This is a genomic window from Prevotella sp. C561 (assembly GCF_000224595.1).
GTDB lineage: Bacteria > Bacteroidota > Bacteroidia > Bacteroidales > Bacteroidaceae > Prevotella > Prevotella jejuni.
In genome coordinates, this window is sequence record NZ_JH114152.1 from 66,814 (window position 1) to 81,568 (window position 14,755).

General features: G+C 46.7%; 8 protein-coding genes and 1 pseudogene. 2 read left to right on the forward strand and 7 right to left on the reverse strand.

The genetic code is table 11. The features are described from left to right. The first annotated feature begins 1 nt into the window (after position 1). Together HMPREF0666_RS12895 and HMPREF0666_RS12900 are read left to right on the forward strand one after the other, a co-directional pair. Positions 2-9,874 carry a toxin TcdB middle/N-terminal domain-containing protein gene (locus tag HMPREF0666_RS12895; protein ID WP_009012802.1) on the forward strand — a complete coding sequence of 3,291 codons (9,873 nt, stop codon included), beginning with the start codon at positions 2-4 and terminating at the stop codon, positions 9,872-9,874. A 55-nt stretch (positions 9,875-9,929) separates the two neighbouring features. Then, positions 9,930-10,451, forward strand: coding sequence for a hypothetical protein (locus tag HMPREF0666_RS12900; protein WP_009012803.1), 522 nt, complete (start codon positions 9,930-9,932; stop codon positions 10,449-10,451). Here HMPREF0666_RS12900 and HMPREF0666_RS18180 read toward each other — a convergent pair. The 7 genes and pseudogenes from HMPREF0666_RS18180 to HMPREF0666_RS12930 form a co-directional block, all read right to left on the reverse strand. Continuing rightward, positions 10,442-10,651: pseudogene (locus HMPREF0666_RS18180) on the reverse strand (hypothetical protein); the annotation flags it as partial. The gene HMPREF0666_RS12900 and the pseudogene HMPREF0666_RS18180 overlap by 10 nt on opposite strands. 206 nt (positions 10,652-10,857) lie before the next feature. Then, entirely contained in the window at positions 10,858-11,367 is a 510-nt protein-coding gene (locus HMPREF0666_RS12905) for a DUF3408 domain-containing protein (protein WP_042856378.1), read from the reverse strand. Then, positions 11,355-11,669, reverse strand: a complete 315-nt coding sequence (locus HMPREF0666_RS12910; RefSeq protein WP_009012805.1) for a helix-turn-helix domain-containing protein — start codon at positions 11,667-11,669, stop codon at positions 11,355-11,357. Before HMPREF0666_RS12910 ends, HMPREF0666_RS12905 begins: the two co-directional genes overlap by 13 nt. Before the next feature lie 3 nt (positions 11,670-11,672). Beyond that, positions 11,673-11,942, reverse strand: coding sequence for a helix-turn-helix domain-containing protein (locus HMPREF0666_RS16830; protein WP_009012806.1), 270 nt, complete (start codon positions 11,940-11,942; stop codon positions 11,673-11,675). Between the two features lie 679 nt (positions 11,943-12,621). Next, entirely contained in the window at positions 12,622-13,107 is a 486-nt protein-coding gene (locus tag HMPREF0666_RS12920; RefSeq protein ID WP_042856395.1) for a DUF1896 domain-containing protein, read from the reverse strand. 14 nt (positions 13,108-13,121) lie between these two features. Then, positions 13,122-14,441 (reverse strand): site-specific integrase, encoded by a 1,320-nt coding sequence (locus HMPREF0666_RS12925; protein WP_009012808.1) that lies wholly within the window; start codon positions 14,439-14,441, stop codon positions 13,122-13,124. A gap of 40 nt (positions 14,442-14,481) precedes the next feature. Continuing rightward, on the reverse strand, positions 14,482-14,755 hold a 274-nt coding region (locus HMPREF0666_RS12930; RefSeq protein WP_009012809.1), incomplete at its 5' end, for a tyrosine-type recombinase/integrase.

Here is a 14,755-nt window from a genome sequence, read left to right on the forward strand (position 1 = left end):
TATGAAGACAAAGCATTACCTCATATCGGCGGCATTACTGACAGCCATCACCGCAGCCATCGCTGCGACGCATATATACAAGGGACAGGACAGTGCACGTGAAAACAACGGCACGAGTATATCACAATCCATGGCAGCACAGACCGAGACATTCACGAAGAACGTCCATAACGCAGAAAAAGCTACGCAGGGAATATCACGGACGGCAAGGAAGGAGGATAAGTCAAAGACGACAGCAGCAGCAACTTCTTCCGTTATGGCGACCACCTACACGGCAGACCATGCCTCGGGCATCATAGGACAGCCCGACGGACGGGTTTCGGACAACCCCGAGGACAACATCTTCGAGATAACAGTCGAGAAAGTCTCTCCAAATATGCGCGCATGGCTGGTCTATGACCTCAAGGGCGTAAGCTCTGGTCAGGGCATCAGCAGGAGCATCAACGACCGCATGGCTGTCGGCGGCTACCTCACGGCACTTTCCAAGGAATGGAAGACCGTCAGGGAGGAAATAAGTCCCGAGTGGCTGAAGGACGGCAAGAACACCGTCCTCTTCACCATTCCGACGGATGCTTCCTACGCCTATTCGGTCAGGAACGTACATATCGAAACCGTAGCGGATGCTAAGACAAAGACTAATACCAATAAGCAGGAAGAAATAATCCTTTCCTCCGCCCCCATAGCCTATGACGGTCAGACCTACCTCCACGGCTTCGTGCGAGGGAAGGCAAGCCGTGTCTCAGTGAACGGCACAATCCTCACCGTCCATGACGGAGAATTCGAGGGCATCGTGCCATCTACGGGCAGACACCTCACGCTCACGGCAACCATTGCGGGCAGAGACATCAGCAGAACCATTGCACCTGTACAGGGAGGCAGGGCGGACTATGCCCGTGCCCTCGTGTCCGTCGGTGGAAAGGCGGAGAAGCAGTTCCTCGCACACAGGGCGGACAGCATCGCCATCGGCGGCAACGTCCTTTCCGTGAAGGCTGCGGACATCGCAAGGAACGGCAGATACTCCGTCACGACACTCCGTGAGACGGACATCCCAGCTTTGGACTATGGCATGACCAACGTCACCGCCAAGGGAGACGGTTACCGTTTTCTGCCCCACGGCAACCACTTCGAGGGCAAGGGTGCGACGGTGAAGATAAAATACGACCGCACGCGAATTCCGAGCGGTTTTACAGAAGACGACATCAATACCTATTACTTCGACCAAGACACCAGGCACTGGGTGGCTTTGGAACGTGTGAAGGTGGATAAGGCTACAGCCTGCGTGGTATCGAAGACGACGCACTTCACCGATATGATCAATGGTGTAATCAAGGCACCGGAGTCACCACAGACCGACGGATTCACACCAACAATGATGAACGACATCAAGGCAGCGGATCCGACATCAAAAATCAATCTCATTACACCTCCTACAGCCAACAACCGAGGTTCTGCCAATCTTCAGTATGGCTTTGAAATGCCTCCCGCACGCAATGGTATGGCTCCTTCTTTGGGCATACAGTACAGCAGTGAAGGCGGTAGTGGATGGCTTGGAGAGGGTTGGAATCTCTCTGTTCCTTCTATTACGTTGGATACTCGCTGGGGTGTTCCAAGATACGATACAAGTAAAGAAACCGAGACTTATTTGATGTCGGGTTCTATGCTTTCCACGATGGGTGACGACGGCAAGATGGGTGTGGCTCACCGTGGTGAGAAGATGAACCGAAAAGCGGACAGACAGTTCTACACTCGGCAGGGAGGAGACTTCAGCCGTATTATCCGAAAGGGTAATTCTCCTGCCGACTATACTTGGGAAGTAACCGACAAACAAGGAATCAAATATATTTATGGTGGAGAAGGTGCCGTTCTCAAAGGTACCATCACCGATGCAAGCGGTCAAAGCCGTGAGGTAATTACCGAATGGAAGCTCAAACGTGTGGAAGAAACACACGGTGATTATATCGAATACGTCTATGAGACAGCCGACGAACCTGTTCGTGGTGGACTTGTGGCAAAAGCCATTTATCTTAAGGAAGTACGTGCTGGTAATAGCGGACAAGCACCCCACACAGTGGTTGTCTTAGAAGGCAGTAAACAGAAACGACTCAAAAACAACAATGCAAGATATGGCTTCCTAACCTCATCGAATCGTTTGTTAGAGAAGCTAACAGTGAACTTCCAAGGAAGTACGCTCCGCAGTTATGCCTTTACCTATGGCGAGGGTGCGTTCAACAAAGATGTGCTTACGGGTGTAAAGCAACTCGATGACAAAGGTGCAGAAGTGTCTTATCAGAATTTCGACTATTATGATGATGTACAGGCTGCTAAGGGGTATGTGCCTTTTAAGAACAGCCGAGAGAAGTGGGATACCCATAATGACAGATTGGATGCTGGGTTCCTCAACCCGATTACAGCTGTGGGTGGTCGTTTCAGTGATAAACCCACTGCATTGGGCGGTTCATTGAGTTCATCCATTGGTGGATCATTCTATGCCGGTGTCGGTCTTGGCGATGGTAGTGCAACGACAAGTAATACAGCAGGAGCATCTTTTAGTTATTCAAATGATAAATCAAGCGGACTGTCCACCTTTGCGGACATCAATGGTGATGGTGCCCCCGACAAGGTGTATAAGAAAGATGGAGCTATCTATTACAGACCGCAACAGCGTTCCGTTGATGGTGCGGTTATCTATGGAGAGCCCATCCGAGTTCGTGGTATCAGCAATTTCTCTAAGTCTAGTAGTAACTCCTACTCTGGAGGAGCCGATGTAAAAGCAGGATGGCAAAAGATTGTTGCCACCCTTGGTACAGACCTCTCCAAGACCTCATCCAAGACTACAGTTTATTTCTCCGATATCAATGGTGACGGATTGGTAGACCTTGTTTCTGACGGAAAGGTATATTTCAATCATATAGAGTTTGATGCTTCAGGCAATGCCATACCAACCTTTACGCTGAGCAGTGCAGACACACCAAGTCCCATTATTTACGACAATAGCAAGTTAGATACTTCCGTTGGAGCAGTCACGCCCGAAGAACAAGCCGAGGTCATTGCCAATTCTCCTATGGAGGATATGGTGCGTGTATGGCAAGCACCGGCAGCTGGTATTGTGAATATTTCGGGTGAAGTACGTTTGTTGAAGCCGACTGGTGACTTCGACCAGTCGGAATACGATAAGGCAGACGGTGTGCGTGTTGCCATCCAAAAAGGTGGTACGGAACTATGGCAGAAGATGATAGCCAAAGGTGACGAAACCGGTTATCCTGCCACCGCTTCAAATATCACTGTTCAAAAAGGTGATAAGATTTATTTCCGTGTACAGTCCGGCAATACCGAAACGAGTAACGGTGCATTCGATAACGTCACTTGGTCACCGGAAGTAATCTATCAAGGACTAACATCGGGAATACAGCCCAATGGCTACACCTCCAATGTATACAAGGCTACCGAGGGGGCTGTTTATACCAGTGAGGGTGAGATAGGCGTTAATGCCAAAGATATAACATTCTCCGGTAAATTCGTCAAGCCATCTACAACCGACGAGTTGACTATCCGTATCATTGCTGCCAATAACAAGACGGATGAACAAGGGAACAGCAATCCCAACTATGGGAAACGTACCGTATTCGAACGTACTTTTGCTCCCAAAGAATCTTTTAATGGAGATATAACAGCCTCTTATCAAGTAGCAGACGGCTTTGATAACCTTTCCTGTGAGGTTGTCGCTTCCTCCAACGTGGATTGGGCATCGCTGTCGTGGAAACCCATTGCCACTTATCGTGATTCCGTAGGTTCACCTATCAATGTGAATTTGGGTGTGCGATACAGCACTTATTCCGACACAAAGAGTTTACCAGCAGCCTATACCTCCACACAAGGTACAAGCCTAACGGTAACACCTACCGTACAGTTATCCTCTAACAACGTAAGCGGTAAGGTAACACTTACAGCCAAAACGGCAACGTCACTTATTTCCAAGAAAGAATATTCCATCGTTAATGGTTTGATATTTGGCGAACCGATGCAGATTACTTCCGCACCGTCTGAAAAACTTTGGTTCGAGTTCTTCTATTCCGAGACATTGGATGGTGTCAATGTAACGTTGTCGACAGTAAGTGTGGTGCCTTCGTCTTCTCCTGTCGCTACTAAGGTTAATGCCGGTTTCTATGCCAAGATGCAGGACAAGGGCTTTGGTGATCTTTATCGTGGTTGGGGCGGATTTGTGTACAATGCCGCTGACGGACGCTATGCCAAGCCTATAGATGAAAGTCTGCTAAAACTCCCAAAAAGTGAAAAAGACAGGCTCGACCCTATGAAGATGGTCTTTACACCTTTAGGAACGGACTTGAACACCTTGTCACGCTGGACAGGACAGAGAACAGAAATCTACCTTACGGCAACGGAAGCCGGAACAGCTCGATTGACGGAGCAGGATGTTGTACTTGGTAATCTCTTTGGAGAGATGGCTAATGACAATACAGTAAGCGGAGACTGCCTACAAGGGACAGGTGCATTTGCCATCACACAAAAGACCACCAGCACCAGCACTGTCATACAGACAGGTGTAAGTATGCTCACGGTCAACAATGCCACAGGCAGCAGCACCACTAAATCCACCATGATGGACTTCAATGGTGACGGCTACCCCGACATCCTTGCCGGCGGTATAATCCAATACACCAACACTCAAGGTGGTATCAGTGGAGAAAAGACAGATATTGGTACTATCAAGAGTAGCAATCTATCACAGACATGGAGCCTTGGAAGTATCCCTGTTGCGTCATTCTCAATAACGATACCACACGCTAAGAATTCTAAGAGTAACAATAATAACCTGAAGTCATCACTGGAAGGCAAAGCCAGCGTCAGTTTGTCATTGGGCACTCCTAACAATGAGGATTGGAGCGAAGAGAGCTTTATTGATATCAATGGTGATGGTTTGGTGGATCGGGTTTATCAGAATGGTGATGTTAGGTTAAACTTCGGATATACATTCTCCAAGCCAATCAAGTGGGATTTTGATAAGATACAAGGTGGTAACGCCACAACGTTCAGTACCGGTGGTGGTTTCAGTATCGGCAGTGGTAGTTATTCCGGGGGCATCGGACTTACGACTTCTGAAAATAAAGAAAAGTACAACCTTACCGACCTGAATAGTGACGGTTTGCCGGATAGAGTATGGATAGAAGGTAATGGCTTACTGGAGGACTACACCGTGCGTGTTGCATTCAATAATGGTTCATCTTTTGACCAGCCAATAGTGTGGAAGAGTGCTAAATCATTGTCAAATGCTTCTTCTACCTCAGAATCCGTCAATACCTCCTTTACCACACCTGTTACAATTCCTGTTGTAAACGTCAAGATTGCCGTCAATCCTGGGGTGTCACTCAGCCACAGCATCAATCGCCCTACCTATGCTTTGCAAGATGTGGACGGCGACGGCTACCTCGACATCGTAGAATCCGATAAGGAAAGTGAACTGAAAGTAACCCGCTCTGCCATCGGCAGAACGAACATGCTCAAGAGCGTGACCAACTCCCTTGGCGGAACCTTTACACTGGACTACGAACACAGCACGCCTACCTACGGCCTGCCCGGTGGTAAATGGGTAATGTCGTCCGTAACCATTGACGATGGTATCCGTGATGATGGACCGATGATGAAGACGATGTTTGCCTATTCAGATGGACAGAAAGATCGCCACGAACGTGAGTTCCTCGGCTTTGGTAAGGTCGTAACCAAGAATATCGACACCGAACAGGGTGAATCCGCAGTCTATCGTCAGGCTGTGCAACTCTATGACGTGTCTACCTACTACGCACAGGGCAATGAGCTTGGAGCGTCTGTAGAGGATGCCAAAGGCAACAAGTACACCGAGACACGCAATGAATATGACGGCTACTACCTCACTGCCAACGGTGACAAGTACACTTTTACCAAGCAGACCAAGCTCTGTAGCGACCGCGCCTCTGCCTTCGTGCCGCTACGCTATACCGCCAATAAACAGTATGAGGGACAGGCAACCGGTATCACCACCTCTGAGGCTTGGAACGAGTATTACCTCACAGGCTATCACGGAGAGTTGAAGTCCTACAAGTTTAGTGATAAGGGCAAGTTGGGTGCTGACGGTTCGGGTAAGTTCGACTACCAAACCGCAATACAATATGCTCACAATGATAACAAACATATCTTCGGGCTACCTACCAACGTAACCGTAACGGGCGGTGATGGTAAGATTTATCATCAAGTTTCTGCGACTTACGATTTGAACTATGCCGACCATATTACACAGATTAAGCAACAACTCGGAAGCGGCGAAGCTGTCTCAGACTATACTTATAATGCTTACGGCAACATCATCAAGACCACGCTTCCTGCTAACAGCAAGGGACAGCGCATGTGGTACACCTACCGCTATGAGCCGGTGATGAATATGTATGTGGAGCGCATAGACGATGCATTTGGCTACCGTAGCGAGGCAGCCAACTTCGACTACCGCTATGGTATGGCACTCCGCCGTATGGATCTCAACCACTTCTATTATGAAACGGATATAGACAACCTCGGACGTGTGAAAGCTGTGCGTGGTCCTAATGAGTTGGCAACAGGTGTGCCGTACATCATTGCCTTTGACTATCAACCTAAGGCTACTTTCGGCACCAACGGTATTACAGCGCCTGCTTATGCAGTGACCAAACATTACGACATACAGCACCCAAGCGATGATATGGAGACCGTAACCTTCGTGGATGGCTTCGGACGTCCCGTTCAGGTGAAGAAAGACGGTGTGGTAACGACAGCTGCCAAGGGTAGTGCTCCGAAAGACGAGACCGTGATGATTGTCAGCGGACGCAATGTCTATGACGCTTTCGGTCGTGTGGCTAAGGCTTACTACCCTGTAACCGAAGCAGTGGGAAGCAAGACAACTTTCAACAAGGCTTTTGACAACGTGTCGCCAACCGTAACGGTTTATGACGTGCTTGACCGTGCCATGAAGGTAACACTTCCGGACAATGCTGAGACCAAGACGGAATACTCTACGGACGCAGGTAGCAATGCACTCGTAACGACTGTAACTGATGCGTTGGGTAATCGTCAGGCTACCTATACCGATGGTAGTGGCAAGACCGTGAAGACCGAGCAACTCAGCGGACCTGATGGTATCATTACCACTTCTTTCGAATATGACGGCATCGACCGCCTTGTCAAAGTAACAGACACCGAGGGCAATGTAACGACATCCGTCTATGATATGGGCGACCGTCGCACAGAGGTGAACCACCCTGCCAGCGGTATCACCACATTTACTTACGATGCTTTAGGCAATGTACTCACCAAGCAGACAGCCAACCTCAAGAAGGAGGGCAAAACCATCAATTACGAGTACGACTACGGACGTCTGACGGCTATCAACTATCCCGACCATCCGGAGAATAACGTGAAATACCATTACGGTGGTATCAACTCTTCTCACAACCGTATCGGCAGATTGATGCTTCGTGAGGACGGCAGTGGCGCTATCGAGTATTACTACGGTAAGATGGGTGAGGTCTTGAAGACCGTGCGCACGCTGATTGTGCCAAACCAGGCTGTGGCAACCTACGTAACACAGTGGAAATATGATAGCCACAATCGCCTATTGGAAATGATTTACCCCGATGAGGAAAAGGTCACCTACGGCTACAACCTCGGTGGGCAGGTAGACCATGTGCGTGGCTACAAGTCCTATGGCTACGATTATGTGAACAAGATTGGTTATGACAAGTTCGAGCAGCGCACCTATCTGAAGTATTGCAATGGTGCTGAGACCTTCTACAGCTACGACCCTGCACGCAGACGTTTGCAGAACCTCGTGGTCAATGCTAAGGCAGGTATTATTATGGACAATGCCTACAGCTACGACGCAGTGAGCAACGTGCTCGGCATACAGAACAATGCTCCACTCCCACAGAGTGGCAAGGCAGGCGGACAGATGAGTCATAGTTACACCTACGACCCATTGTATCGTTTGGCAAGCGCAACGGGTACTTATAAGGGAACGGACAAGAAAGCCGCTTCTTATACATTATCTATGGGCTACGACAACATGCACCGCATCACGAGTAAGAAGCAACATCTCTCGCAGACAGGTGTGCAGTTTGACGGCACGCTCAATGCAGGCTATGAACTCGCCTATACTTACGGCAAGGATGCGGGCAGAAAGTTCCAGCTTGACAATGTTCATGATATTAACTACCGAACGGAAGAAACTCCTACGGAGAGTACCAATATCAACAACGGACACAAGTACACCTATGATACCAACGGAAACCTTGTCTACATCAATACCTCTCGTGTAAAGAAAGACGGCAAGGAAGATGAAAAGGCAAGTGAGCAGAAGTATCGTTGGGACGAGGAAAACCGCTTGTTGGCAGCCGATGAGAACGGTTTTGTGAGCAACTATTGGTATGATGCCGATGGTGAGCGCACGGTGAAGACCTCAGGCGAGAACGAAGCCATCTATGTGAACTCCGAGTTCTCTAGTGGCAACACCGGTACGGCACGCTTCAGCCTTTATGTCAGTCCATACCTCGTGGCAGGGCAAGGTGGTAAGTACACCAAGCATATCTATGTAGGTAGTCAGAGAATTGTATCTAAACTTGGCGACCTCGCTTCTTATGGCGCAGACCCAAGACGAATTCCATACGCAGGCAATGAGGCTGATGGTCTTACCATTAACTACAAGGATAAATACAATCAGCAACTGCAATCCATTAAGGATAACTACAAGGCGTTTGACCAACCTTATAACGGTCAGGACAATGACGACTACGTAAACGGTCAAGGCTTCTGCTGCAACGATGGCACGCCAGAAGCAGCACAAGCAAGGGTAATGGCACGCACAAGAGCTGCGAGCGGTAACTTCAAGCCTAACGACGACTACGAGAAGATGCAGTTCTACTACCACCCCGACCACTTGGGCAGCAGTAGCTATATCACCAACCTTGACGGCGAGGTAGCTCAGCATATCGAGTACGTGCCGTTCGGCGAGGTATTCATCGAGGAGCGCAACAACACTTGGAACACGCCTTATCTCTTCAATGCGAAAGAATTTGACGAGGAAACGGGAATGTACTACTATGGTGCGAGGTACTATGAGCCACGGTTGAGTCTATGGATGACTGTGGATCCAAAGATGGAGAAATATCAGAATGTTAGTGCCTATGTATATTGTTTAAATAACCCATTAAAGATTATAGATCCTGATGGTAAAGATATTGTCTTTCTACTGGACAGAGAGGCTGCTAATGGATATGGTCATGCTGCAGTTCTCATTGGAAATGAAACCTCAGGGTGGAAATACGTTTCGATAAATGGAACAGGAGGAGGAAATCCGTGGGGAAAGAATCGAAATCCTGATTCAGGAACGCCTATAGTTGACAGTAATGGAAAGGTTGTAACTGACCTTAAAAAAGCTGTTCTTACGGCTAATTCTATTAATAGCAATTTGAAAGAGCATCATTCCTATGATGATTATACGAGAATAGCAACCTCTACAGCAGAAGACAAGCAAGCTCTATCTGCCGCAATGAAGACTTCTAAAGCTAAATACTATGGGGTTGCAGGTCCTGGTAAATCTTGCATAGATGTTGCTCAAAGTGCCTTTGCTTCTGTAGCTAATTCAAGAAAAGGATTTAATAATTCAGGAATGATAGAAGCGACCGGGGAAGCTATACCTGGAGAATCGGACTTGATACCTAAAAATTGGTATGACAAATTGTCAAAACGTATTACTCGGGTTAATATGAATATCAATAATAATACTGGCAAAAAAAATGATATTCAGATAAAACAACGGATGCATCTAAAATATTCTGAAAAAACTGATAATCGTTAATATTTTCAAAAGGTGATATGTCATTTAATGACGTATCACCTAATCCTATTTGTATATGAAAATGAAAAAAAAAGTCATTATTATATGTTTCCTGATAATTGCATTGTGTGTATTATTTCTTGAAGTCTTAAATATATCAATTGGTTATTATGGATATGGCTATGATGGAGCAAGAATGTTTTCTTTAACTAAACAGGAATCCAAAAATAATGGTGTATTTGTCAAGGATGTAAAATATAAAGTGTCCCCACTATTACATGTAAAAAGTATTTTTGTTGAAAAGGGATTTAAATGGGACAACTTCATGAACATGCACGCAATCAAGCTAACAAAAAAGGATGATACTGGAAACAATCACCCAGAACTCCCATACCAAATAATAGTTGAATATGATAAATATAACTATGATGATAGTGTTTACTGTATCGTAATCCCATATAATAAGAAACTAAAGAATAGTCATTTCAATGATACTTTGTTTTTTAGAGTTTCTATTTCTCCCTTGAATAATATAATGCACACAAGTTATTACACTCTTAAGGTGTGGGATGATACGAAAAGAGATGATATTAGGTAGTGTCTGAAACTCTCCCCGAGGATTCGGGCACGGACAAAATCGGATTTGCTTACGACACCCGATATATTGTATAAGGCAATGACACGCAGCTGGTCTTTCACGTCGGTCATACGGGTGTCCCATCTATCCCAGCATGGCACTTCCTCTGTCTCTCTGTGTCCGTAACGATTGTTGTTGGCTACTTCTAATTTTAGCCTAATCTTATGTTTTATTCTGTTATCTAATCACGACTTTGGAGTGATTTAATCCCCTTTCGGGGCAAGGGTCTTTGTGGTACAAATGGCAATTTGTGGTACAAAGACACACCTTGCTGATGTAGAAAATGGGATTATAAGCCCCTGCTGTGTTACTGCATTCATTGAATACAGTAACTCGGCGTAGGCTTGCATTCGAGGAATGCAGTAATTCAGAGTTTCCTCCATCTTTCCACATCTTCCTTGTATTGGTCGAGGTGTTCCCGCAGTACCTGTTCGACATATCCCGAAACGCTCGCTCCATACTCACCGATTCTCCGCACCACGAAGTCTAACTTTCGTTGGGTTTCCTCTGATACATACACGGCTTTGCGGTGGCTGTTGCGAAAGGGCTGGAGATATTTCCCCTGAAACTCGGATAATTGCTTTCTGTCCTTTGTTTTTCCCATTCTTTGATGAAATTCTTCGGTAGAAGTAGCCCTTTTTGTTGGCGACAACGCTGTTTCTTGATAGGACGGTTGAGAAAAATCCTCGTTACTCTCCTTGTCATTTTGTTCCTCAACTTTATCAACAGGCTCAAACCTTCTCTTTTCCTCCTCATAATCTACGGGCTGGTCAAAATCGGGCAAATCTTCGGGCTTGCGGAGCTTAACACCATAATTGCCCATATCTCGAAGGGCTTGTTCCAGACGTTGTTTCCTTAGTTCATCTATTCTTGCCATAATTTCTTAGGTGTTGCGTTATAATGCCTTTCAAGCATTGTTTGTATGTCGCTCTGTTTGTAAAGTATCTTCCCTCCGATTTTGTAGAAAGGAAGTGTTCCTAAGTTTCTGTACTCTTGGAGCGTGCGTGTGCTGAGCCGTAATTGGCTGCAAACCTCCTCGCCAGTGAGGTAAACCTCTCCGCCCAGCATCGGACGGGCGGTAGCACAATACCGCTCCAATTTCTTCAATACTCCTTCCATCAGTTGTGCAAACAACTGCATCTGAGGGTCTTGCTGTGTAATGATTTCGTTCTCTGTCATAGTTCATTCACTTTTTGCGTTCAGTAATTCCGTGATGTCGCTTTCCTTGTAATAGCACTTATGTCCAATCATTGAGAAAGGGATTTTCCCCGTATCTCTGTATGATTGCAGGGTACGTTTGCTGATGCCCAAACGCTTGCACACGGCTTCGTTGTCAAGCCATTCGTCCGTTTCGGGCGGATTGCCGATGAGTTGTTCGATACTGTGGATAAAGTCTGCAAATTCGGAGCGGTGTCGCTCCCACGCTTTGCGGTCGATGATAATGAGTTTCATTGCCTTGATTTTGTTTTGATTACTTTATTGTTACTCGGCAAACAAACTGTTATGCAGTCCATTGCCGTACTTATCGAGTGCAAAAGTAAATCCTCGGAAGCACCGCTGCAAGAAATGAGGAAAAGCAGGGAAATGTCAGGAAAACAAGAGAAAAAGCAAAGGAAATCAGTCTGCATTATTGCGGTAATGAGATGAGGTGCCGGCTCTTTTCTTTTATCACATAGCAATTATTCTTTCGACAGTTCGATAGTTCGACAAATCGATATGTAGAACTATCGATAGATAGTTTTATCGATAGATTATTTTGACGATATATAGTTTTGACAACAGATAGTTTTGACAACAGATAGTCATGACAATAAATTGTACAAACAACAGATAGTCCGTATTATCGTCAGTCCTATCTGTTGTTGGTTGTTACGCCTTGCGTCCAAAGAGCCTGAGTATGCCGTATTCTTGTCGTGCCTATACTCTCTACGGCAGCCCTGCCCTGCAAGGTTGGGAGAGATGAATACAACCGCATGGCTATTGAAAAAGGCAATACCAACTTGAAAAGAAAAATCCTGCGGTGGAGATTCTTCTCTCCATCCGCAGGACTTGACCTTGTCAGGGCAGATTAGCTGCCGTTGTACCTTTGCACGATAAGAAACGGCATCAGGGACTTTGCGTGCGCTTTTGCTTACAACGCCTTCGGGCTTGCTTCCTCCGTCAGTCTGACTGTCGGCAGATTATTGCTCTCAATGAGCAGCACTATCGTGCCTGTGAGTTCGGTGTAAAGACGGTCGTATTGCTCGTCAGAAGCAAATGTGTCCGTCAGTTCGTACCCAGCGAATGTGGCTTGAACAGCCTTGTTCGCCAACAATAAAAGTGAAAGCCTCTCGGGGAACGGTGCAGGAAGTTCCCTCTCAAACTCGTCCTCCAACACGGATACAAGCGTATCATACTTAGAAAAGTGCAAACCGTGATACAAAACCTCACTTGCCATACTCTCCGCTTCGGGGTGCGTGAAGCCTTGCGCCACGACATCGCAGTAAACTGTGAGAGCCATATCTGCCCGTGCAGTGATAAACTCCGTATCTTGCAATCTCTCGGGGTGATGCTCACTCATGTAACTTCTTAATTTCAATCGAAAATAGGAAAGTTCCTGTTTGTTGTGCTGTTTCATCTTTATCTTCATCTTCATTTAGCGTTGATATTCAATGATGGTTGCTTTGCAGCCAAAGGAAAAACTGCTTGCTCTCCGCTTGGCTTTTTTGGCGGGCAGACACGCAAAGCCTCTCTAAGTTTCCTTGTGATATTGCTGCCCATGAGTGGCTGCATTTCACGTGCAATCTTGCTCTTGCTAACCTTTGCATAGAGTTCGGTGGTGGAAATGAAGCGGTGTCCGAGCATCTTACTGACGGTTTCTATCGGCAAGCCGTTCTCCAAACAGATGGTCGTCGCAAAGGTATGTCGTGCCGTGTGCGAGGTGGCTTCGGTATGAGGTGGGAGTCCTGCCTTGATGATGATATCCCTTATCTTGCGGTTGAAATGGCTATTCGTGGGGAACTCACGAAAGAGCAAACCCTCCTTTTGTCCGTCGCTGACAATGGTGAGTATCTCTTCGGCAATGGGCAATAAAGGGACAATGCTCCTGTTCTGTGTCTTTGTGCGACAGAGCGATATGTACCTGCGCTCATCCCCGAATGTATAAACATCGTCCATTCGGAGTTTCTTCAAGTCAGAGAATGCCAGCCCCGTGAAACAGCCCAAGAGGAAGATGAGCCTGCAATGGTTGTCCACCGAGCGGTGAGGGCGATATGAGAGAAGTTTGTGTAAATCGTCAGAAGTGAGGGCATTGCGCTCGTAGGTGGGCGTTTCAATGTCTATCAGTTCAAAAGGGTCTGCATGGATATACCGCTCCTGCTGTGCCTTTCTAATAACTTGATGCAGGTGGCGCAGACGGTTGGAGACGGTGCTCTCCTTGTTTCCTAAGTCCCTAAGCATGAACAGACGGTAGCTTTCTATTAGGTCCTTGTCGGCTTCTTTGGGAAGACAATCCTCCTTCCCCCTTGTTTTCAGAAATTGTAAAAAGCTCTTCTTGCTGTCCCTAAAAGCCCTGACGGTAGCCTTTCCTATAGTCTTGCCCTGCAATTCCTCCTTACTTTCGCAGACAGCTTGGTAAAGCTCTATGAGTGATGGGGTAGGTTTGCCTTGATGCAGGAACTGCTCCTTAAGATATTCTGCCGTGATATAGTTCTCTTCCCTCAACGTGAGTTCATAGAGTGCGTGAAGTCGTTTATCTATTGAGTCCAGTTGATGATTGACATCATTCGCTCTGTTAGCTGCCACTTTTATACGTCCTATCTTTGATTGCCAATCAACGGGAGAGGTGTGCAATCCTGTTGAGAATGAAGCAGCCGCACCGTTGCAGGTGATACGGCAGCGTATAATGCACTCGTTATTCTCATTTGTCTTGCTTCTGTCTATATAGAATAGAATTGAAAATGTACTTTTCATTGTTCCATGTATGTTTTATCGTTTGTATTCCTTATAATTTCTAGTTAGTCAGACGATATTGTGCAATGAGAGGAATAATCTTCTCCACATCCCGAAAGACACGCTCTGGAGAAGTCTCTGCATACACCTGTGTGGTCTTTATTTGGCTGTGCCCGAGCATTTTCGATACGCTCTCGATAGACACGCCTTCAGAGAGTGTCATCTGCGAAGCAAAGGTGTGGCGAGCCATGTGGAAGGTCAGTGTCTTTGTGATACCACAAAGCCGTGCTATCTTCTTGAGATGGATATTTACAGTGTCGCAGCCTGGTATGGGC

Coding starts and splice junctions, on each gene's coding strand:
- HMPREF0666_RS12895 (WP_009012802.1), top strand. CDS start 2: ATGAAGACAAAGCATTACCTCATATCGGCGGCATTACTGACAGCCATC.
- HMPREF0666_RS12900 (WP_009012803.1), top strand. CDS start 9,930: ATGAAAATGAAAAAAAAAGTCATTATTATATGTTTCCTGATAATTGCA.
- HMPREF0666_RS12905 (WP_042856378.1), bottom strand. CDS start 11,367: ATGGCAAGAATAGATGAACTAAGGAAACAACGTCTGGAACAAGCCCTT.
- HMPREF0666_RS12910 (WP_009012805.1), bottom strand. CDS start 11,669: ATGACAGAGAACGAAATCATTACACAGCAAGACCCTCAGATGCAGTTG.
- HMPREF0666_RS16830 (WP_009012806.1), bottom strand. CDS start 11,942: ATGAAACTCATTATCATCGACCGCAAAGCGTGGGAGCGACACCGCTCC.
- HMPREF0666_RS12920 (WP_042856395.1), bottom strand. CDS start 13,107: ATGAAACAGCACAACAAACAGGAACTTTCCTATTTTCGATTGAAATTA.
- HMPREF0666_RS12925 (WP_009012808.1), bottom strand. CDS start 14,441: ATGAAAAGTACATTTTCAATTCTATTCTATATAGACAGAAGCAAGACA.